The sequence below is a fragment of the Verruconatronum alginivorum genome, from assembly GCF_056590205.1.
The window spans coordinates 3,722,339-3,743,333 of record NZ_JBWPVQ010000001.1 but is presented as its reverse complement, the minus strand read 5'-3'; the positions used below and the strand labels follow the sequence as shown (position 1 = coordinate 3,743,333).

Here is a 20,995-nt window from a genome sequence, read left to right as displayed (position 1 = left end):
GGCTGATTACATCATGCCGCCCATGCCGCCCATTCCACCCATGCCGCCCATGTCAGGGGCGCCACCACCGGACTTTTCCTTTTCAGGAATGTCGGTGATCATGCACTCGGTGGTGAGGAGCAGGCCGGCCACCGAAGCGGCGTTCTGCAGCGCGGTGCGGGTGACCTTGGTCGGGTCGACCACCCCGGCTTTCACCAGGTCTTCGTATTGGCCGGTGGCCACGTTGTAACCTTCGTTGCCGGAGCGCTTCAGCACTTCCTGGACGACCAGCGATCCTTCGACGCCGGCGTTGGTGCAGAGCTGGCGCAACGGAGCTTCCACGGCGCGGCGCACGATCTGGGCACCGACCTTTTCGTCGCCTTCCATCTTCAACGATTCCAAGGCTTTCACGGTGCGGAGGAGCGCGACGCTACCGCCGGCGGCAATCCCTTCCTCGACCGCGGCGCGGGTGGCGTGCAACGCATCTTCCACGCGGGCCTTCTTTTCCTTCATCTCCGGCTCGGTGGCGGCTCCAACGTTGATGACCGCGATTCCGCCAGCCAACTTCGCGAGACGCTCCTGGAGCTTTTCGCGATCGTAGTCGGAGGTGGTTTCTTCGATCTGACGACGGATCTGCTTCACCCGGCCTTGGATGTCGGCGGTGGAGCCAGCACCTTCGACGATGGTGGTGTTTTCCTTGGTCACGGTGGCGCGCTTGGTGCGGCCGAGGTCGCTGACCTGGACGTTCTCCAACTTGATGCCGAGGTCTTCGGTCAAGCAGCGTCCGCCGGTGAGCACCGCGATGTCTTCGAGCATCGCTTTGCGGCGGTCGCCGAAACCGGGAGCCTTCACGGCGCAGACGTTAAGCGTGCCGCGCAGCTTGTTGACCACCAGGGCGGCCAAGGCTTCGCCTTCCACGTCCTCGGCGATCACCAGGAGGGGCTTGCCCTGCTTGGCGACATTCTGGAGGAGCGGGAGGAGCTCCTGCAAATTGCCGATTTTCTTCTCGTGGATCAGCACGTAAGCGTCTTCGAGAACCACTTCCATGGTCTCGGTGTTGGTGCAGAAGTAGGGGCTGAGATAGCCCTTGTCGAACTGCATCCCTTCGACCACGTCGAGGGTGGTTTCGATCGACTTCGCTTCTTCAACCGTGATGGTGCCGTCCTTGCCGACCTTGTCCATCGCGTCGGCGATGATCTCGCCGATGGTGGTGTCCCAGTTGGCGGAAACGGTGGCGACCTGACGGACCTCCTCGCGGCTTTCGACCTTCTTGCTGATCTTGCCCAACTCGGCGACCGCGGCGGCGACCGCTTTTTCGATGCCGCGTTGGAGATAGACCGGGTTGCAACCGGAGGTCACGTTCTTGAGGCCTTCGCGGTAGATCGCTTCGGCGAGAACGGTGGCGGTGGTGGTGCCGTCGCCCGCGTTGTCGGAAGTGCGGGAAGCGACTTCGCGGACCATCTGGGCACCCATGTTTTCATAGGGATCGCTCAGCTCGATTTCCTTGGCGACGGTGACGCCGTCCTTGGTGACGGTCGGCGAACCGAATTTCTTGTCGATGACAACGTTGCGGCCTTTCGGTCCGAGCGTTACCTTGACGGCGCGGGAGAGGGCTTCGACCCCCTTGAGCAATTTGGCGCGAGCGGACTCGTCGAATAACAATTGTTTAGCCATATTCTATAATTCCTAGTTTGCTGGTTGAAAAATCAGGCTTGGATGATGCCGAGGATGTCGTCTTCGCGGAGAAGCAGATACTTCTGGCCGTCGATGTTCACATCGGTGCCGCCGTATTTGCTGATCAGCACGCGGTCGCCAACCTTGACCTCAAAGCCCTGAGCTTTGCCGCTTTCGTCTTTCTTGCCGGTGCCGAGAGCGATCACTTCGGCCTCCTGCGGTTTTTCCTTGGCCGAGTCGGGAATGATGATCCCGCCGCGAACCTGCTCGCTTTCTTCAACGTGCTTCACGAGAACGCGGTCCCCGAGAGGCTTAATTTTGCTATTCGCTGCTGTTGTGGTCATATTTCAGTATTGCTGTTTTTACTGTTAGGGAACGACCGGCCGGACGGCGGACTGTCGATGCCGCCCGGACCGGGTAAATTCATCGGAGCGACGATTTAGTCTTTCTTCTTTTCGTCCTCCACGACTTCGAAGTCGGCGTCGACGACGTCTTCCTTCTCCTTGCCACCACCGGCGGACTCCGCGCCGGCAGGACCGTCCTGCGGTCCGCCTTCGCCGCCCGGAGCGCCTTGCGCCGCGCCGGCTTGGCTGTAGATGTCGGCCGCGATATCGCCCATCGCCTTGTTCAGGTTTTCCAAGGCGCCCTTCATCTGCTCGGTGTCGTTCGACTCCAGAGCCTTGCGGGCTTCGTCGAGCTTCGATTCCAAGCCGCCTTTTTTCTCGGCCGGGATCTTGTCACCCAACTCCTTGAGCTGCTTGTCAACCTGATAAACGATGCTGTCGAGTTGGTTGCGGGTTTCGACCGATTCCTTCCGTTTGCGGTCTTCTTCAGCGTGAAGCTCCGCTTCCTTGGTGAGGCGATCGACTTCTTCCGAGGAAAGACCCGACGATCCGGTGATGGTGATCTTCTGATCCTTGCCGGTGCCGACGTCCTTCGCGGAAACGTGAAGGATGCCGTTGGCGTCGATGTCGAACGTGACTTCGATCTGCGGCACGCCGCGGGGGGCGGGAGGAATTCCGTCGAGATGGAAAGTGCCGAGGACTTTGTTGTCCTGGGCCATCGGCCGCTCCCCTTGCAAGACCTTGATCTCGACCGACGGCTGGTTGTCGGCGAAGGTCGAGAAGGTTTGGGTCTTCTTGGTCGGAATGGTGGTGTTCCGCGGTATCATCGGAGTCGATACGCCGCCGGCGGTCTCGATGCCGAGAGTCAACGGCGTCACGTCGAGGAGAAGCACGTCGCGCACTTCGCCCTTGAGGACCGCCCCTTGGATCGCGGCGCCGATCGCCACCACTTCGTCGGGATTGACCCCCTTGTGCGGCTCTTTGCCTCCGAGGTCGCGGACCAGCGAAACCACCTTCGGCACGCGGGTCATGCCGCCGACCAACACCAGTTCGTCGATCTCGCTGGCGCTCAGGCCGGCATCCTTCATGCAATTCTTGAACGGGGGAATGGTCCGCTGGAAAAGGCTGTCGCAAATCTGTTCGAATTTCGAGCGGGTCAACTGGACGTTGAGGTGCTTCGGCCCGCTGGCGTCGGCGGTGATAAACGGCAGATTGATGTCGACGGTCTGCGCGGAGGAGAGCGCGATTTTGGATTTTTCCGCTTCTTCCTTCAAACGCTGCAACGCCATCGGGTCTTTGCGGAGGTCGATCCCCTGCTCCTTCTTGAATTCCTCGACCAACCAATCGATGACGGCGTCGTCCCAATTGTCGCCCCCGAGATGGGTGTCGCCGTTGGTCGCTTTCACTTCGAAAACGCCGTCGCCGATTTCGAGGATCGAAACGTCGAAGGTGCCGCCGCCCAAGTCGTAAACGGCGATCTTCTCGTCCTTCTTCTTATCGAGACCGTAGGCCAGCGAAGCAGCGGTCGGCTCGTTGATGATCCGGAGCACCTCCAAGCCCGCGATCGCGCCGGCGTCCTTGGTCGCTTGACGTTGCGAGTCGTTGAAGTAAGCCGGGACGGTGACCACCGCCTGGGTGATCTTCTCGCCGAGATAGGCTTCGGCATCGGCCTTCATCTTGGCCAGGACGAACGAAGCGATTTGTTCGGGGGCGAAAACTTCGGTCTTGTCGCCGACCTTCACCTCGATAGCGGCGTCGCCGTTCTTGCCCGCGATCACCTTGTAAGGAAGCTTTTGCGCCTCCGCCTTGATCTCCTCGAACTTTCGGCCGATCAGGCGCTTCGCGGAGAAAATGGTGTTTTGCGAATTGGTGACGGCTTGGCGCTTGGCGGCTTGGCCGACCAGGCGCTCCCCGCTCTTGGTGAACGCGACCACCGAAGGAGTGGTGCGCCCGCCTTCGGCGTTGGGGATGACAACTGGCTCGCCTCCCTCCAAAACGGCCATACACGAATTCGTGGTCCCTAAATCTATTCCTAATACTTTGCTCACGCCGCTTTCTAAGCAAAGCATGTGCCAAGCGGTGTCATAACCCAATTAAATTATTCCCAAACAACAATTTAAAAAATTAAATGCGTCCTCTGCCGGCCATTTCCCCTCCGACGAATGAGACAGGATGACACAGAATGACCCCGTTGGCTCCCGAAAGTGGGACATGTGTGTCGCAGCGAAACGGGCGCGTCGTTCGGCCCGTTCCAAGGGTCGGTCGAAAATCCTCGCTTTTTGTTGGAAATGAATGGCACGGTCGGCAGGTTTATAAAGATGAAGGAAAAAAAGGAAGAAGCGGACTACGGGGCGCTGGACTCGCCCTTGATGAGGATCCCGAAGATCGACGTCGCCTCGGTCCGGGACCTGATCGACCTCGGGTTCACTTACCCGGACGAATTATCCGGCCGCTCTCCCGAAGTCCTGTTCGATGAGATCCGGCGGCGTCGTCCGAAGACGCCGGAAACGCGGCTTTTTTATTTCCGCATGGCGGTTTATTTCGCGGAAACTCCCGACCCGGAAGGGCATCGGATGAACCCATGGGCTTGGAAAGATTGATCTTTCGCGCAACCGCGCTACCGTGATACAAGAGACTCCAATCCAAGAACGGAGTGCCCGCTCGCTCCCCTGATCAATGACTGTCGAACTCGAAATCCCCAAACTCATCCCGGTAATGACCCTGCCGGACACGGTCTTCTTTCCCCAAGCGATGTTGCCGCTCCATATATTCGAAGACGCCTACACCCGCATGCTGCAGGATGTCTTGCTTGATCATCGCATGTTCGCGATCAGCGCGGGAATCCCCCCCGGGGAAGCGGCGCCTTCATTCGAAAATCCCCAGCGAATCGCCACCGCCGGAATCATCCGCGCGTGCCGCGAGAATCCCGACGGCACCGCCAACCTCGTCCTCCAAGGCCTCTGCCGCGTGCAGTGTAACCAGATCCTGAGTCCATCCCCTTACCGCTCGGCCGAGATCGAACTTCTTCCCTCCGTGCCCGGAAAGAATCAGGAAACCCTGCTCCGCTTAAAAGGCCGTCTCCTCGGATGTATCGGAGTGAAGCGACGCCTGGGTGGCACGGTTCCTTCCGAAGTGCTCAAATTCCTGAAAAGCATCGAGGAGCCGGACGTCGTAGTCGACCTGGCGGCTTTCGCCCTGTGCGAAGACCATACCTTAAAACAGCGACTCCTGGAAACAGTCGACACCAGCGAACGCCTCGAACTCTTCATCGAGAGTCTCTACCGTGACATCGACGACATCCGCACCCGGCGCAAACTCCAGGGAACCCTCGACGACGACGACGTTTGGATGAATTAAAAGGAACCTGCCCTGGCTCAACCCAAGACAGGAAGAGAAAGTCCCAAAGTTATCTCCTCTTTGGCCTTGACGCGAAAAGGCCTCTGCGAGATTGTTCGCCTTTCGTTCTGTGGACTCATTAAGAGGCGGCCTCAAGGCTCGTTAAAAATGTAACTTAGAACACCTCCTTCGCCGGGATAGCTCAGTTGGTAGAGCAACGGTTTCGTAAACCGTAGGTCGTCGGTTCGAGTCCGATTCCCGGCTCCATTGGAAACAAGCGGAATCCCGCACGGTTAAGCCGATTCCGCGACTGGCCCCCATTCGGACCGCCCCGCGAAGTTCAAACGAAGTCGCCGGAAAGTCCCAAATAATGAGCAATTTTCAGGCAACTTTTTTCCCGGGATTCCCGGGGGGAGGTCCTAGTCTAATCCATCACCGCAAAAGGCACGGCGGCGGCGGCGGCTTGCACCACTTGGGGGTCGGTGGAGCTTTTAGTGATCTGTCGCAAAGCTTCAAGCGATTCAGCCGTGCCCGCCCGGCGCAGGGCGATAATCGCGGCAATCCGATTGTGCAGATCGGCGCTGGTCAATGCCCGGGTCATCAATTGCGGCACCACGGTTTCATTGAAATAAGCCTCGGTCCTCGGAGAACTCCCGTTTTGCACCACTCCGGCCAACAGATCGCTGCTCGCCAGCCAAGTCTGGTCCTCTTCTTCCTGCCTCACCAACTCAACCAACGTGCTGCATTCGAGCGAACGCTGCCCTTGTAGATAACGGTAGAGCGCCATCCGAACCTCCGGATCCCGTTCATGCCGAACAAATTCCAGAATTTCCCGCTGCCCTTCCTCCCCTTCGGCCGAACTCACCAATCCCCATGCCGCCAAGGTGCGAACCTGCGGATTGGCATCGGCCAGGAACGCGACCAAAAAAGCTTGTTCGGCTTTCGGCTTTCTCTCGCGTTCGGCGGAAGCGACCGCCCTCGGTGTCGCTTCCGGATCGCTCCCAACCGTTTCCGAAACTCCGTTTTCCGTCGAAGCGACTGCAACCCGCTCTCCAGTGGTCACGGGGGTCGGTTCAAGGATCTGAGCCTCCTCCTGAGGCTCCAAAGTATAAGCCAGATAAAGCGAACAGAAAGCTGCCGAGGTAATAGCTCCAGCTCCGACCAGTCCAATCACGCGCATTCTGCCGATCATAAGTCTGTCAACCCCTCGTATCTCCCGTTTCGTAGAAATTCATACTGTCAAATACCTCTTCGACGTTCACCGCAGGGCGAAGCTGCCCGAATCGGCGCCAGGCCTCGCGTCGCATCGCGAAGCCCTTCGAATCGAAATCCCCCCTCGCGCTGTAAGCGCCTCCCGGGGGTGATTCTCTGATTCAATTTGTTCCTTATACCACTTCGCCACCACTCGCATCAACGAAAAACCTCCATCCCTCTTGACCTTTTGGCCAAGGGCCGGTTCCCACGAAGTTCGAATCGTCCCCGCTTATGGCGTGTCAATCGGTTCGTCCCGGGGCACCGGAGGAATTCCCGGCTCGCTGTCTTCCGCGGGAGGACAACCGGTGAACACGATCAGCGCCGCCGCCGCTCCCAATGTCAGCAATCCGCTCCGCCCGATCCGCCAGAGCCATTCGGTTTTTCTCTTCATACTTCGCTCCCTTCTTGAACCTTTCTTCTCTCCACGAAGTATACAGGGCGGTGGGGAAATTCGCAATTTTCCGCCGCGTTTAGCGATCGGCCTATTCGTCGCCCCCGCCGTTTTGCCAGGCCCGGGCCGAGTTTCGTTGCCCCGGTTCCTCCGGTCCTTTCAAGAGATCAAACATCGCCGAATCCGTCGAAAGGATCACCGAAACGTTTTCCCGCAGGGAAACTTGATACGTTTCCAAAGTTCGCAGAAACCGGTAGAAATCAGGATCGCGGTTATAGGCGGCCGCGAAGATCTCGATCGCTTCCGCTTCCGCCCGCCCCCGGATCCGCCGGGATTCTTCCATCGCCGCGCTTTCGATGCGGGCCAGCTCCCGTTCCATTTCCCCCAGTTTCCGTTCGGCATTCTTATGGCCGTGACTCCGGAAGCCGGCCGAAATCTTCTGCAGCTCCGCGTTCATCTGGGCATAGACGTTCGATTCGATGTCCCGGGTGTAATTCAATTGCTTGATCAGAATATCTTCCAGGTGAATTCCCAAACGCGCCTCGTCGATCCGCTGGCGAGCCAGGCGAAGAATCCCATCGGTCACCACCGGTCGGCCGGCCAGGTAATTGCCTTGGGCGTCGCGACGGAGTTCCCGGATTTCCCGTCCGAGGGTCGCGATGTCTTCCATCTCCAAATCGAGATCGGCTTCCTCGCCGTCCAGGGTCAACCCGATATCCCGGTCTTCGACCAATATCCGGTTGGAGCTCCGGACCACTTCATAAAGATCGAATCGACCGATCTCGTCGCGGAGCGCCCCTTCGATCAATTGGGACAACCGTTCGTTGGCTCGCTCCACACTCCGGACCCGAGGCAGGAATGCCGCCGCGTCCTCGATCCGCCAACGGGCGGTCACGTTGACGTGGATGGTCCGCCGATCGCTGGTGTAGAGGGTAAATGGAGCACCGTCCCAACGGACCAGGCGTCGCTCAAAGCGATGGAGATCCTGGATAAACGGTTTCTTGAAATGAAGTCCCGCTTCCCGAATCGGCTCCCCCTGGATGTCGCCGAATTGGGTAATCACAACTTGTTCCCATTCACGGACGATGAAGAGCGAATTGAAGGCAAGAAAAACCAGCAGGCCGACCGTCACCGCCCCGCCGATAATCAAAGAGGAGGCCGAAGCGCCCCGGTTCCTGGATGTGAATACCATGTTCATCGGGTCTCCCTTTCTGACAAATTGAGGTGGGGCAAAAGCGAATCAATCTCGCCATCGATTATCGTGATTTTCTGCATGCGGGGAAGGACGTCTTCCATCGCTTCCAGGTAAAGCCGGCTGCGGGTGACGTCACGGGCCAATTCGTAAGCTTCCAGCATCGAAACAAAGCGGTTCGCCTCCCCGCGGGCCAGATTGACCCGCCGTTGCGCGAAACCTTCCGCTTCGAGGATCGTCCGCTGGGCTCGCCCCGCGGCCACCGGAACCCGTTCCTGGTATTCCCTCGCCGCTTCTTCGAAAATGCGTGACGCGTCCTGCTCGGCTTTATTCAGATCGTCGAATGCCGGAACGACTTCTTGCGGGGGACTCACGAACTGCAAATTAACCACGTCGATGTTCACTCCCATCCGGAATTGATCGCTGTATTCCTGGATCATCTCCCGCACCCGCTGCTGAATTTCGCTCCGACCAACGGTCAACACCGGAATGCTGGCCCGGTCCCCCATCACCTCCCGCATGACCGATTGGGAAATATCCCGCAAGGTATCGACCGGATCCTCAACGTTGAACAAATAATCCTCCGGGTCGAGCCGGGTGAACTGCACCGACCATGCCGCCCGCACGATGTTGAGATCGCCGGTCAACATCAGGTTCTCGTCACTGAAATCGCCCTGATGCCCGCTCCGATAACCGAACTCCTCGGTCGAGGAGACTCCGGTCGGCACCTTGTAAACCCGGTCGATGCCGAACGGCAGCTTGGTGTGCAAGCCCGGCGGCGAAGTTTCCACGTATTTGCCAAGCCTCAACACCACCCCTTCCTGCTGGTTGTCGATTTGGTAGAACGTGGTCAACACGGCCGCCAACACGAAAACCGCTCCGGCCAGCCAAACCAGAGTGGCCGCCGGAAACTCGAGTTCCTGATTGTTGGGAAGATCTATTTTCATGATATCGTCACCGACCGGGAGACACTCCGGCACTGGCGCTACCATCATCTCCCATCCCGGGGCCCGGGAGCAAATCTTTTAGAAAAATTCGCCACGCCAACGGCGCTCCGTCACCGCCCGACTACGACAAGAAGGAAGCGGCAAGGCCCAATCCCCCTGCCAGAATCAAGAATCCCCCGACCAGAAACGGCAGGAGTTTCGGGGCCAGCAACACGACCACCGCCAATACCAGCACCGGAATCGCCAACGCCCACGCCACTCCCGTCAACACGATGAATCCCGCGAAAATCAATAGATAAAACGCGATGAACCAGGCAACGAGCTTCGGCGACACGAAGATCAAAATCCCTCCAACAATCACCGCCCCGGCCACCAACCGATCGGCCCCGTGCATAAACATGGCGGCGCCGTTCAACACGATGAAAGTCCCGATCAACAGGAAAAACACTTTCGGAAAGAGCAAAATCACCACTCCCGCCCCCAGCGCCAGACCGCCGTGCAGCCACATCATTCCCAACCAATCCCACTCCATACAGAAATACCTCCCTTAGTTGAGCAATCCCTCTCCATTCCTCGGTCGATCGGCGTCAGCACCGCCGTTTCCGCCAGTCTCCGGCTTCCGAGCGATCCAAAACCGGCACTCGTCCGAAAACTCCCGGACGTCCGCCGGTTCCCGGGCCACTTCGCAACGCAACAAATCCCATTGGTGTTCCCATCCCGCCAAAGCCATGTCCTCCAACACTTCCTCCCGGGTCGGAATATGCATGAAGGTGCAACCGACCGGCGCCTCGTAATATCGGTCGCCCAATTCCTCCAACCGCGGGTCCTGCTCCCCCCTCGCCCAGCGTCCGGCTTCCTCCTCCCAGAAGCTCCGGAACCGCCGGTTGGCCCGGTCGTGGGTCGTGAAGACGAAAAACCCGCCCGGCCGCACCACCCGAAGCACTTCCCCCATTGCCCGTCGCCGCCGCTCCCGGCGCGGGATCTGCATCAGGCCGTTGAATCCGAAAATCACACCGTCGAACTGCCCGTCGCCCACTTCCAAATCGGTGGCGTCACCCGTCCGGAACGAAATCCCATACTCCAACAAACGCGCCAAATGCCGCGCCCGAACCACCATTTCCGGAGCAAAATCGATCCCGGTCAGCCGCCGGAATCCGAGTTCCCACAACCCGATCGCGATCCGGCCCGCCCCACATCCGAGGTCGAGCAACGATTCTTCCCGTCGGAAAACCTGTTGAAAAATCTTCTCCTCCGACAGCCACAACCCCAGCCCCGAAGCCGCCCGGCCGTAATGCTCGACCGCCCGCGGATCGCGAAAATGTCCCTTAACCATCTCCGGTGTCATAAAAAAAACTTGATTTGCCCCGATTTGCTCGTTTTGTTTCTTCCTTTTCTATGAAAGCGATCATCAAGACTCAAGGGAAGCAATTAGCTGTTTCCGAAGGCGACATCTTCTTCGTCGACCGTTACAAGAACACCGAAGCGGGCGCCAAGGTCGAAATCAACGAAGTGCTGGCCCTCGGCGAAGGCGCTGACGCCAAAATCGGCGCCCCCTTGGTGGAAGGAGCTTCCGTCACCGCGACCATCCTCGAGAACAAGCGCGACAAAAAGGTGATCATCTACAAAAAGAAAAAGCGCAAAGGCTACGAGCGCAAACGGGGGCACCGCCAGGAAATCTCCGTCATTAAAATCGACAGCATTCAAGGATAAGCAGCCATGGCTCACAAGAAAGGACAAGGAACTTCCAAGAACGGACGCGATAGCCATAGCAAACGGCTCGGCGTCAAGAAGTACGAAGGAGAACGCGTTCTCGCCGGCAACATCATCATCCGGCAACGCGGCACCAAATTCCACCCGGGCCGCAACGTCGGCCTCGGCCGCGACTTCACCATCTTCGCCCTCTCCGACGGGCACGTGAAGTTCGAAAAGGCCCGCCGCCGGGTCCACGTGGAACCGGCCAACGCCTGATCGGCCCACAGCCAAAATTTCAGCCCCGTTCAACAAACGCTTGGACGGGGCCTTTTTTTTGGCGTTCCCCCACCCCCGTCCCTTTTCATCATTCCTAATTCATAATTCATCATTTTCTTCCCCGTGACCAAAGACTACGATTTCTCCGTGATCGAGCCGACCTGGCAAAAGTTCTGGAAGGAAAACCAGACCGCCAGGGCCGAGGACTCTTCCTCCCGTCCGAAATACTACCTCCTCGACATGTTCCCCTACCCGTCCGGCGCGGGTCTCCACATCGGACACCCGGAGGGTTGGACCGCCACCGACATCGTCGCCCGCTACAAGCGTTCCAAGGGGTTCAACGTTCTCCACCCGATGGGTTGGGACGCTTTCGGTCTCCCCACCGAACAATACGCCATCAAGACCGGCACCCACCCGACCATCACCAACCAGCGGAACATCGAAAACTTCCGCGGCCAGATCGAACGGCTCGGTTTCTTCTACGATTGGTCCCGCGAGATCGACACCACCGATCCGAAATACTACCGCTGGACCCAATGGATTTTCGCCCAGCTCTTCAAAAAGGGGCTCGCCTACGTCGATGAAAAACCGGTATGGTGGTGCCCGGAACTCCGCACCGTCCTCGCCAACGAGGAGGTGATTGACGGTCGGTCCGAACGGGGCAAGCACCCGGTGGAACGCCGCAACCTCCGCCAGTGGGTCCTCAAAATCACCGCCTACGCCGAACGGTTGCTCGAAGACCTCAAGGATCTCGACTGGCCCGACTCGACCAAACGTCAACAGGAGGCCTGGATCGGCCGTTCCGAGGGGGCCGAGGTCGAGTTCGCCCTCGAATCGGGCGACAAACTCCGGATTTTCACCACCCGCCCCGACACCTTGTTCGGCGCCACCTACATGGTGATTGCCCCCGAACATCCGCTGGTCGACAAATTGACCGTGCCGGACAAGCAGGCCGCCGTCGGCGCCTACATCGAACAGGCTGCCCGCAAGAGCGACCTCGACCGGACCGATCTCGCCAAGGACAAGAGCGGCGTTTTCACCGGTTCCTACGCCATCAATCCGGTCAACGGCGAACGCATCCCGGTCTGGATCGCCGACTACGTCCTGATGAGCTACGGCACCGGCGCCATCATGGCCGTCCCGGCCCACGACGAACGCGACTACGAGTTCGCCGACAAATACGGTCTGCCAATTCCGCGGGTGATCGAGGACCCCGACGGTTCCACCGATCTGCCGTTCCCCGGCAAGGGCAAGCTGGTCAACTCCGGATCCTATGACGGCCTCGACTCCGACACCGCCAAAGAGCGGATCACCGCCGACCTCGCCGCCCAAGGGATCGGCGAGGCCAAGATCCAATACAAACTGCGCGACTGGCTCTTCTCCCGCCAACGTTTCTGGGGCGAACCGTTCCCGATCGTCTGGCTGAGCGAAGAGGATTACGCCAAGGTCGGCGACGAACGCAAACCGCCCTCCCCGGTCGCCTTCCGGGCCGACGGCGCCACCCGCTACGCCGTCGCCCTGCCGGAGGATTCCCTCCCGCTCGAACTGCCGCAGGTGGAGTCCTACAAACTCTCCGGCACCGGCGAGAGCCCGCTCGCCGCCATCCCCGAATGGCTCGAGATCTGGTTCAACTGGAAGACCGGCGAATCGGTTCCGGCCAGCCAGCCGAAGCCCGAAGGCGACGCATGGCTCCGCGGCCGCCGCGAGACCAACACCATGCCCCAATGGGCCGGCTCCTGTTGGTATTATCTCCGCTACATGGATCCGCGAAACGACGACCAACTGATCGATCCGAAGAAGGAGGAATATTGGCAAACCCCCGACCTCTACATCGGCGGCGCCGAACACGCCGTCCTCCACCTCTTCTACGCCCGGTTCTGGCACAAGTTCCTTTACGACATCGGCGTCGTCCGCAGCAGGGAACCGTTCCCGAGACTTTTCCACCAGGGGATCATCCTCGGCGAGGACGGACAAAAGATGTCGAAGAGCCTCGGCAACGTGGTCAATCCCGACTCCGTCATCGCCGAATACGGCGCCGACTCCCTCCGCCTCTACGAAATGTTCCTCGGACCGCTCGAAGCGATGAAGCCGTGGAACACCAAGGGGATCGAAGGGGTGTTCCGTTTCCTCCGCAAGACTTGGCGCGAATACATCGACCGCGACGGCAACCGCAACCCGAAGATCTCCGAGGAAAAAGAGGCCGATCCCGAAACCGCCCGGCTCCTGACCGAAACGATCAAGAAGGTCGGCGAGGACATCGAGAATCTCCGGCTCAACACCGCGATTTCGCAAATGATGATCTTCGTCAACCATCTCCAAAAGGTGGATACATTCTCCCTGCCGACCGCCCGCGCCTTCCTCCAACTCCTCGCACCATTCGCTCCCCACATCGCCGAGGAGCTCTGGCAACGGATCGGGGAAACGCCATCGATCGTCGACGCCCCATGGCCGGAGGTGGACGAAAAACTGTTGGAGACCGCCGCCGTAAAAGTCATTTTCCAGGTCAACGGCAAGTACCGCGGCGACGCCATGGTGGCCAAGGACGCCTCCAAAGACGACGTGGTGAAGATCGCCGAATCCCACGACCGGGTCTCCCCGTTCCTGCGCGACACCCAGATCCGCAAAGTGATCTATGTGCCCGGCAAGATCCTCAACCTCGTCGTCGGCTGAGGAAAATCCAACCAGCTGGAGCAGAAGCAAAAATAATTCTGCCAGCCAATTATTTTGTCGTCTCTCTCCCCCGCATGACCTTCCACGATCACATCGTCCTCGTCACCGGCGGCGCCCGGGGCATCGGCCGCGCCTGCGTCGAAGCCTTCGCCACCGCCGGAGCCCGGGTCATCCTGAACTACCGCTCCTCCCGCGACGAAGCCGAAGAAATCGCCGGACGTTTCCCCGGAATGGTCTTCCCGATCCAAGGCGACATGTCCGATGAATCCGACATCGACCGACTCTTCCAACAGGCGACCGACCGATGCGGCGTTCCCGACATCTTGGTCAACAACGCCGGCATCGTGGACCGCGCAAAGTTCCCCGATGCCGGAGCCGACGTCTTCCTCCAACAACTGAATGTTAACGTCGTCGGCCCCTACCTGGTGACCCGCGCCTTCGCCCAGGCGCTCGACAATCAACCTGGAGCCGTGGTCAACATCGGCTCAATGCGGGTCTTCGCCCCCACCAGTCCCCAATATGCCGCCTCGAAAGCGGCCCTCCACAACTTGACCGTCTCCCTGGCGAAAGCCCTCGCCCCGCGAATCCGGGTCAACGCCGTCGCCCCCGGCTTCACCGACACCGACATGCACGCCGGCAACAAAGACCGCCTCGCCGCCGAAGGCGCCGCCTCGTTGTTGAACCGCTACTCAACCCCCGCCGACATCGCCAACGTCGTCCTTTTCCTCGCCTCCCCCCAGGCCAACTCCATCACCGGTCAAATCCTCCTCGCCGACAACGGCCGCACCCTCGCCTGAAAATCACCAAACAAAGGCAGGCGCGCCCACTGGTGTCTGTCCTTGGTTTTCGAGGCGGAGCCTCTTTGGAGTGCTCCGCGTCCCCGCGGAGCTTTCGAGCGTGCGGAAGAGCTTCGTCCGTCGAACGACCATCGAGCGTACGGCAATCGCCGACCATTCAAAAGCGGTGCGGGGACGCACCAGCACTCCAAAGCGCTTCGCGCGAAAACCTGATCGCCCTCCAGTTTGTATGAACAATTGCGCTTCCCCGGCTTCTTTCAAACATCCCGGCCGCATCGGAAACCGCAATTGCCGGTCGACGTATCCGGTGTGTTCGCCGTCCGGGCCGCCACCCGGTAACGGTTGCAATACGAATGGTGACAGAGATACGAACCGCCTTTCATCACCCTGCTGTCACCCTCCGGCGGCCCCTTCGGATTCTCCCGCGAAGCGGTTCGATGAAAGTCCGGGCTAAACCAATCGGCGCACCATTCCCATACGTTTCCCGACACGTTATATAGCCCGTACCCGTTGGCCCGATACGACCGTACCGGCGCTGTCCCGACATATCCGTCCGCGGCCGAATTCCGCACCGGGAACTCTCCCTGCCAGATATTGCATCGATGCCGTCCTTCCGGAGTCAGCTCGTCTCCCCATGGATATTGCTTCTGCACCAATCCGCCCCGGGCCGCGAACTCCCACTCGGCTTCGGTCAACAAACGCTTCCCCGCCCACTCGCAGTATGCGGCGGCGTCGTTCCAGGATATATGCACCGCCGGATGATTCATCCGCTTCCTCACATTGGTTCCCGGACCTTCCGGTCGCAGCCAGCAGGCGCCTTCAACCCCCATCCACCAATCGAGCCCTTCCAGAGGGCGCAAACGCCCTTTCTTCAGCACCGACTTCGGAACCAACAAATGAAAAACATACGACCAACCAAACCGCTCCGCATCCGTCCGGTAACCGGTCGTCTCCACGAACTCGGCAAACTCGGCATTGCTCACCGCGCATCGATCCACCAGGAACGGCCTCAACGTCACCTCCCGGACCGGTCCCTCCCCGTCGGAGACCCAGGCCTCCGGACTCTCGGTCCCCATTAAAAAGGTTCCGCCGTCCAATGCCACCATCCCCGCATCGTCGCGTTGACCCTCCCCCGTGACCGGTTTGATCGAACCCGTCGCGAGCCCCCGTTCCTCCCGTTCCGGAGCCGACGGCACACAACACGATGATTGACCATTCTTTTTCACCTCCGTCAATCTCCCAGAGATCGCCGCCGAAAGTCAACGCCCCGTTAGGCATCGCACGACCGCGACCCCGTTCGGTTCCAACGTCAAAGCATCTTTAATCGCTGCATCGCTCACCAGATCCCTTCCTTCCGGCACCCCAGCCAACCGCACCGCCGCCTCCCCGTGGTTGATCAAAAACCAGAGGCGCTTCCCGTTTCCTTCCCGCCGAACGATCTCGATCCCGGCCGGTACCTTGGGAAGGATGGGCTGAGTCTCACTCAAAGCCACGACGCCCGGAAGCAATTCCTCCGACAGTTCCTCCGTGAAATAGGCGCCCACGTACACCACCCGTCCACGCCCCTGCTCGCGCACCGTGATCGCGGCCTCCCCGGTCAAATGGCGGCCTTCCCACTTCGCCAACGTTTCCGTCCCATCATCCGGCCGCAACACTTCATACCAAACGGTCGCCGTATTCACAATTCCATTCTCGAACCGCAATCCGAGCGGTCTCTTTCCCGGAGCATTCCGTTTGCCGTATTCTTCCACGGTAACTCCCGCCAGCTTCCGTAGAACCCCGGGCAACGGATCGGCGACGATGTTGTTGTTTACGTCGCGCGTCGCGGTCCGGGCGCCGATCACCAGCGTCCCCCCACCCTCGACAAATTCCTCCAGATTCGGCACCCACGCCGGATCGAAGACCGTCCAGTGCGGAATGACGTAAAGCCCGAGTCCCCCGAGGTCGTCCGACGGATGAACGCAGCCGACCGCGAATCCTCGTTCGAAAAACCAGCGGTGCGCCGCCTCCCCGCTTTTCGAAGAACCCGGCAAGCCGAGCGAATAAATCCGATCGGCATCAACGTTGTCCATGTCGCTCCCGGCAATCCCGACGTCCACCTGCACGGAGGTTCCGATCACCTCCGGTCCAATCCGTTTCAACTCTTCTCCCAGCTGAGTCGCTTCCCGGAATCGACGGCGAGGAATGTTGTCGTGATCCAGGATTCCACACCAGTATTGCTCGGCCCCGTGCCGGGCGGTCCGCCAACGGAAGAAAAGCAAGCTGTCGGCTCCCCGGGCGATCGAGGTGTAAGCCATCCGGCGCATCTCACCGGGCTCCGGGTTGTCGTGAAAATATGGGGCTTGCCCGCCCGGACCGGATTGCTGCTCCAAAAGCATGAAATTGCCGCTCCAGGCCCTCGCCCGGTCGAGATTGAAGGCATGACCCGCCGCCCGCGCCTCCGGGTCGAATTCAAAAAACGGATACGAATCGTAGCCAAGGAAATCCAAGTCCCGCCCGAACTCGTCCCGGTAGTCGATATGGCCGAAACAGCCGTTGTGAGTCACAAACCACTTCGGTTGCATCTTCCGGAGAATCTCCACCTGGTCCCGCTGGAAGAGCGTTACCGCGTGGGAGAGAAATCGGAAATAATCGAGCTGATGAGCCGGATTCGGATGTGTCGGCTTGGACAAGCGGGGTGTCGGAACCTCTTCGAAATCCCGATAGGTCTGCGCCCAGAACGCCGTTCCCCACGCCGCGTTCAAGGCGTCGATGTCATCCGCGAACTTTCCCCGGAGAGACCGAATGAATCCTTCCCGGGCGTTCTCCGAATGATCTTCCGAAAAATGGCAATGAAACTCGTTGTCGGTCTGCCAGCCAATGACATGAGGATTGTCGCGGTAATGCTCCGCCATGGCCCGGGTGATTTTCCGGGAATATTCCCGGAACACCGGGCTCGCATGGCTGGCGTGTTGCCGGGATCCGTGCTGCAACGGAACGCCGTGTTCGTCCACCCGCAATACCTCCGGATGACGGACCGTCAACCACCGGGGCGGCGCGGCGGTCGGAGTGCAAAGAATACTGACGATCTCTTGCTCGCCGAGCCGCTCAATCCATTCATCGAACAGCGAAAAGTCGAACACCCCTTCGCTCGGTTCGATCCGGTCCCAGGCGAACTCGGCCAAATGAACGCAATTCCACCCGGCCTCCCGCATCCGGCCCACATCATCGACGCAGGTCGCCGCGTCCCATTGTTCCGGATAATAAGCCGAACCGAAATAAAATCGGCCCAACGCCGCAGGTCGCTTGTGGCAAGGTTCGCTCATAAGGACAACCGGGATAAGAATACCCCGCCACCGGAGCAAGATCATTCCTCCCCCTCCCGCATTCGAGCAGGGCTATTTCATCTGGCCAAGAGCCCAAGCTTCAGCCGGTCCCCACTTTGATTCAAATTCCGGCTGAAGCTGGCTCCACCCGGGAGACGCTTCACCTCGGGAGAGTGATCAGCCAGATGAAATAGCCACCGTAATCCCGCGACATTCCCTGACCCGATCGCGTCAGGGAATGTCGCGGGGGGTTGGGCGGATTCATGCAGCGCCCTAGGCTTTAACGTGCGACTTTCGCCAGTCTTTGCGGTATCCTTCGACGGACGGAAGAGGCCGGTAGCCAAAGGCGAATGCTTTCGAAACAAAAACGCCTTTGCATACGAGCGACCGATGAGAGTCCGGTTGCGGTTTTTCTCCAACCGCATTTTGTGGTTTATTCGACTCAAGCGATGAGCCAACGCACCGACGAGTTATTGCAATTCACCGACCGAGGCATCTATTGCCCGGACGGCGATTTCCATATCGATCCATGGAAACCGGTCGCGCGCGCCGTCATCACTCACGGGCATTCCGACCATGCCCGGAGCGGGCACGACCACTATCTCGCCCACCGTTTGACCGCCCCGATCCTACGGCTCCGCCTCGGCCAACATCTCAGCATCGAATCCCTCGAATACGGCGTTCCGCTCCGGGTCGGTCGAGTCACCGTCACCTTGTTTCCCGCGGGACACGTGCCCGGCTCCGCCCAGGTCCTGATCGAACGCGGGGGCGAACGCTGGGTCGCCGGCGGCGATTACAAGACCCGTTCCGACGGCCTTTCCACCCCGTGGGAACCGGTCCAATGCCACGCCTTCATCACGGAGTCGACGTTCGGACTGCCGATTTACAAATGGCCCGACCCCACCTCCGTGGCCGACGAAATCCGGAAATGGTGGCAATCCAACCGCGAAACCGATCGCACGAGCGTGGTCACCGCCTATTCCCTTGGAAAAGCGCAACGAATCCTCCACATGCTCGGTCCGGTGGCCGATGAGATTTTCGTCCATCCGTCCATCGCTGCGGTTAACTCCGCCTACCGCGACGCCGGACTCCAATTTCGCGACTTTCCGTCTTGGCACGGCGTATCCAAGGAACGGCTACGAGGGGCGATGCTGGTCATGCCCCCGGCCGCCGTCGGCGAAAAACGAAGCGGCATCTTCGCCTCCGCCTCCTTCGCCCATGCCTCCGGCTGGATGGCGGTCCGGGGCAACAAACGGCGCCTCGCCCTCGACCGTGGTTTCGTCGTTTCCGACCACGCCGACTGGACCGAACTCAACCTGGCGGTCCGCGCCACCGGTGCGGAGCGGATCTTCGTCACCCACGGGCAAATCGATCCGTTCGTCCGGTGGCTCCGCGAACAGGGCCGGGACGCCCATCCGGTCCAAACCCGGTTCGTCGGCGAAACGGCCGACGAACCCGCCACGCCCCCGGAGGACGCCCGATGAGGATTCTCACCGATCTCTACTTCGCGCTCGACCGGACCAATAAGACCCAGGAGAAAACCGGGGTGCTGACCGCGTTCTTCCGCGAGGCGCCGCCCGACGAAAAAATATGGGCGCTCGCCCTCCTCACGGGTCGCCGCCCCCGCCGTCAGGTCAGCACGACGTTACTCCGCACCTGGGCCGCCGAAGAAGCGGAGATTCCCGCCTGGCTCTTTGACGAGTGTTACGCGCAAACCGGCGATCTCGCCGAAACCATTGCCCTGCTCCTTCCCGCCCCCGAGGGAGAGCGGGACCGCCCGACCGGCGAATGGATCGAACTTCTCGGCGACTTGAAGCAATACGGCGAAAGCGAACAGCGGCGGCTCTTGGTCGACGCCTGGAAATGCCTTTCCGCATCGGAGCGCCTTGTATTCAATAAGTTGATCACGGGCGAATTCCGCGTCGGGGTTTCCCAGGGGTTGGTCACCCGCGCGCTCGCCGAAGCGACCGGCCTCGACCGAAGTCTGATCGCCCACCATCTCATGGGCCGGTGGAATCCGCGCGACATCCGTTTCGACGAATTGTTTTCCGCCGACGGCAGTCCCCACGACCTCTCCCGTCCCTACCCGTTTTGCCTAGCCCACCCGCTCGAAGAGGAACCGACGTCACTCGGGCCGGTCGACGATTGGTTGATCGAATGGAAATGGGACGGAATCCGGGGACAACTGATCCGGCGAGGGGATGATCTTTTTCTCTGGTCGCGCGGCGAAGAATTGGTCACGGAGCGTTTTCCCGAACTCGGCCAGTTGAGCGGCCTCATCCCCCCCGGAACCGTTTTCGACGGTGAAATCCTCCCCTTCCATGGCCGTCCGCTCGGATTCAACCAACTCCAAACCCGGATCGGCCGCACCCACGTCACCCGCAAGCTCCTCCGGGAAGTTCCGGTCGTTTTCGTGGTTTACGACCTTCTCGAATGGGAGGGCAACGACCTCCGGGAGGCGCCGCTTCAGCTCCGCCGCGAAAAACTCGCCGACTTTTTCGCCACCCTGCCGCCGCGCTCCGGCACCCCGTTGATTTTGCTCTCGGAGGAATTGTCCGTTTCCACTTGGGAGGAAGCCCAAGCCAGGCGCCTCAGCGCGCGCGACCACTTCGCGGAGGGTCTCATGGTCAAGAAGCGGACCGCGCCTTACCCAACCGGGCGACCGAAAGGGATTTGGTGGAAATGGAAAATCGATCCGCTTTCGGTCGACGCGGTCCTGGTTTACGCCCAACCGGGCCACGGCCGCCGCTCCGGTTTGTTCACCGACTACACCTTCGGCGTCTGGGACGGCGACGAACTGGCTCCGTTCGCCAAGGCCTACTCCGGTCTGACCGAAAAAGAAATCCAACATGTGGATACATTTGTCAAACGCCATACCTTGGCAAAGAAGGGCCCCGTTCGAATCGTCCAACCGGACTTGGTTTTCGAAATCGGATTCGTCGATGTCGCCCACTCGAAACGCCACCGGTCCGGGGTCGCGGTCCGTTTTCCCCGCATCCTCCGCTGGCGCCAAGACAAACCCGCCCGGGACGCCGACACTCTCGAACACTTGAAAACCTTGATCCAACTCCCCGAGTCCATCCGCCGTCCCCGCCGGGAGCAACTGGAGTTGTTTTGAGTGGGATGCCCCCGCCGCTT

At 60.1% G+C, this 20,995-nt stretch carries 19 protein-coding genes and 1 tRNA gene; 9 read left to right on the top strand and 11 right to left on the bottom strand.

Annotated features, from left to right (window positions below; all coding sequences use genetic code 11):
• Positions 1-6: 6 nt before the first annotated feature.
• From groL to dnaK, 3 genes are all read right to left on the bottom strand, one after another.
• Positions 7-1,653: a chaperonin GroEL gene (groL, locus tag ACWUI2_RS13340; protein ID WP_486983348.1), complete on the bottom strand. Its 1,647-nt coding sequence runs from the start codon at positions 1,651-1,653 to the stop codon at positions 7-9.
• Between the two features lie 32 nt (positions 1,654-1,685).
• Positions 1,686-1,997: a co-chaperone GroES gene (groES, locus tag ACWUI2_RS13335; RefSeq protein ID WP_486983347.1), complete on the bottom strand. Its 312-nt coding sequence runs from the start codon at positions 1,995-1,997 to the stop codon at positions 1,686-1,688.
• Positions 1,998-2,092: 95 nt separating this feature from the next.
• On the bottom strand, positions 2,093-4,045 hold the full coding sequence (dnaK, locus tag ACWUI2_RS13330) for a molecular chaperone DnaK (RefSeq protein WP_486983346.1): 1,953 nt from the start codon (positions 4,043-4,045) through the stop codon (positions 2,093-2,095).
• 270 nt (positions 4,046-4,315) lie between these two features.
• Between dnaK and ACWUI2_RS13325 the strand changes: the two genes are divergently transcribed.
• The 3 genes from ACWUI2_RS13325 to ACWUI2_RS13315 all read left to right on the top strand — a co-directional run bounded on the left by ACWUI2_RS13325 (position 4,316) and on the right by ACWUI2_RS13315 (position 5,600).
• Entirely contained in the window at positions 4,316-4,597 is a 282-nt protein-coding gene (locus ACWUI2_RS13325) for a helix-hairpin-helix domain-containing protein (RefSeq protein WP_486983345.1), read from the top strand.
• A 76-nt stretch (positions 4,598-4,673) separates the two neighbouring features.
• Positions 4,674-5,354, top strand: a complete 681-nt coding sequence (locus tag ACWUI2_RS13320; protein WP_486983344.1) for an LON peptidase substrate-binding domain-containing protein — start codon at positions 4,674-4,676, stop codon at positions 5,352-5,354.
• 170 nt (positions 5,355-5,524) lie between these two features.
• A tRNA-Thr gene (locus ACWUI2_RS13315) sits at positions 5,525-5,600 on the top strand.
• 157 nt (positions 5,601-5,757) lie between these two features.
• Here ACWUI2_RS13315 and ACWUI2_RS13310 read toward each other — a convergent pair.
• From ACWUI2_RS13310 to ACWUI2_RS13285, 6 genes are all read right to left on the bottom strand, one after another.
• Positions 5,758-6,513, bottom strand: a complete 756-nt coding sequence (locus ACWUI2_RS13310; protein WP_486983343.1) for a HEAT repeat domain-containing protein — start codon at positions 6,511-6,513, stop codon at positions 5,758-5,760.
• Between the two features lie 303 nt (positions 6,514-6,816).
• On the bottom strand, positions 6,817-6,978 hold the full coding sequence (locus ACWUI2_RS13305; protein ID WP_486983342.1) for a hypothetical protein: 162 nt from the start codon (positions 6,976-6,978) through the stop codon (positions 6,817-6,819).
• A 91-nt stretch (positions 6,979-7,069) separates the two neighbouring features.
• Positions 7,070-8,170 carry a protease modulator HflC gene (gene hflC / locus ACWUI2_RS13300; RefSeq protein WP_486983341.1) on the bottom strand — a complete coding sequence of 367 codons (1,101 nt, stop codon included), beginning with the start codon at positions 8,168-8,170 and terminating at the stop codon, positions 7,070-7,072.
• A 2-nt stretch (positions 8,171-8,172) separates the two neighbouring features.
• Positions 8,173-9,117: an FtsH protease activity modulator HflK gene (gene hflK / locus ACWUI2_RS13295; protein WP_486983340.1), complete on the bottom strand. Its 945-nt coding sequence runs from the start codon at positions 9,115-9,117 to the stop codon at positions 8,173-8,175.
• A 121-nt stretch (positions 9,118-9,238) separates the two neighbouring features.
• Entirely contained in the window at positions 9,239-9,649 is a 411-nt protein-coding gene (locus ACWUI2_RS13290; RefSeq protein WP_486983339.1) for a hypothetical protein, read from the bottom strand.
• Positions 9,650-9,664: 15 nt separating this feature from the next.
• A complete protein-coding gene (locus ACWUI2_RS13285; protein WP_486983338.1) occupies positions 9,665-10,450 on the bottom strand; it encodes a class I SAM-dependent methyltransferase in 786 nt (261 codons plus the stop codon).
• A gap of 62 nt (positions 10,451-10,512) precedes the next feature.
• On the opposite strand from ACWUI2_RS13285, the gene rplU reads away from it, so the two are divergent.
• The 4 genes from rplU (at position 10,513) to ACWUI2_RS13265 (ending at position 14,552) form a co-directional block, all read left to right on the top strand.
• A complete protein-coding gene (gene rplU, locus ACWUI2_RS13280) occupies positions 10,513-10,827 on the top strand; it encodes a 50S ribosomal protein L21 (protein WP_486983337.1) in 315 nt (104 codons plus the stop codon).
• A gap of 6 nt (positions 10,828-10,833) precedes the next feature.
• A complete protein-coding gene (gene rpmA / locus ACWUI2_RS13275) occupies positions 10,834-11,085 on the top strand; it encodes a 50S ribosomal protein L27 (protein WP_486983336.1) in 252 nt (83 codons plus the stop codon).
• Between the two features lie 123 nt (positions 11,086-11,208).
• Positions 11,209-13,755: a leucine--tRNA ligase gene (gene leuS / locus ACWUI2_RS13270; protein WP_486983335.1), complete on the top strand. Its 2,547-nt coding sequence runs from the start codon at positions 11,209-11,211 to the stop codon at positions 13,753-13,755.
• A gap of 74 nt (positions 13,756-13,829) precedes the next feature.
• Positions 13,830-14,552, top strand: coding sequence for an SDR family NAD(P)-dependent oxidoreductase (locus ACWUI2_RS13265; RefSeq protein ID WP_486983334.1), 723 nt, complete (start codon positions 13,830-13,832; stop codon positions 14,550-14,552).
• Positions 14,553-14,809: 257 nt separating this feature from the next.
• On the opposite strand, the gene ACWUI2_RS13260 is transcribed toward ACWUI2_RS13265, so the two are convergent.
• Both ACWUI2_RS13260 and ACWUI2_RS13255 read right to left on the bottom strand, forming a co-directional pair.
• Complete coding sequence (locus ACWUI2_RS13260) at positions 14,810-15,778, bottom strand: formylglycine-generating enzyme family protein (protein WP_486983333.1); 969 nt, start codon at positions 15,776-15,778, stop codon at positions 14,810-14,812.
• Between the two features lie 33 nt (positions 15,779-15,811).
• Positions 15,812-17,857 (bottom strand): beta-galactosidase, encoded by a 2,046-nt coding sequence (locus ACWUI2_RS13255; RefSeq protein WP_486983332.1) that lies wholly within the window; start codon positions 17,855-17,857, stop codon positions 15,812-15,814.
• A 449-nt stretch (positions 17,858-18,306) separates the two neighbouring features.
• Between ACWUI2_RS13255 and ACWUI2_RS13250 the strand changes: the two genes are divergently transcribed.
• Positions 18,307-19,341 carry a ligase-associated DNA damage response exonuclease gene (locus ACWUI2_RS13250; protein ID WP_486983331.1) on the top strand — a complete coding sequence of 345 codons (1,035 nt, stop codon included), beginning with the start codon at positions 18,307-18,309 and terminating at the stop codon, positions 19,339-19,341.
• Positions 19,338-20,975 (top strand): ATP-dependent DNA ligase, encoded by a 1,638-nt coding sequence (locus ACWUI2_RS13245; protein ID WP_486983330.1) that lies wholly within the window; start codon positions 19,338-19,340, stop codon positions 20,973-20,975. The genes ACWUI2_RS13250 and ACWUI2_RS13245 overlap by 4 nt, the downstream gene beginning before the upstream one ends.
• Positions 20,976-20,995: the final 20 nt, after the last annotated feature.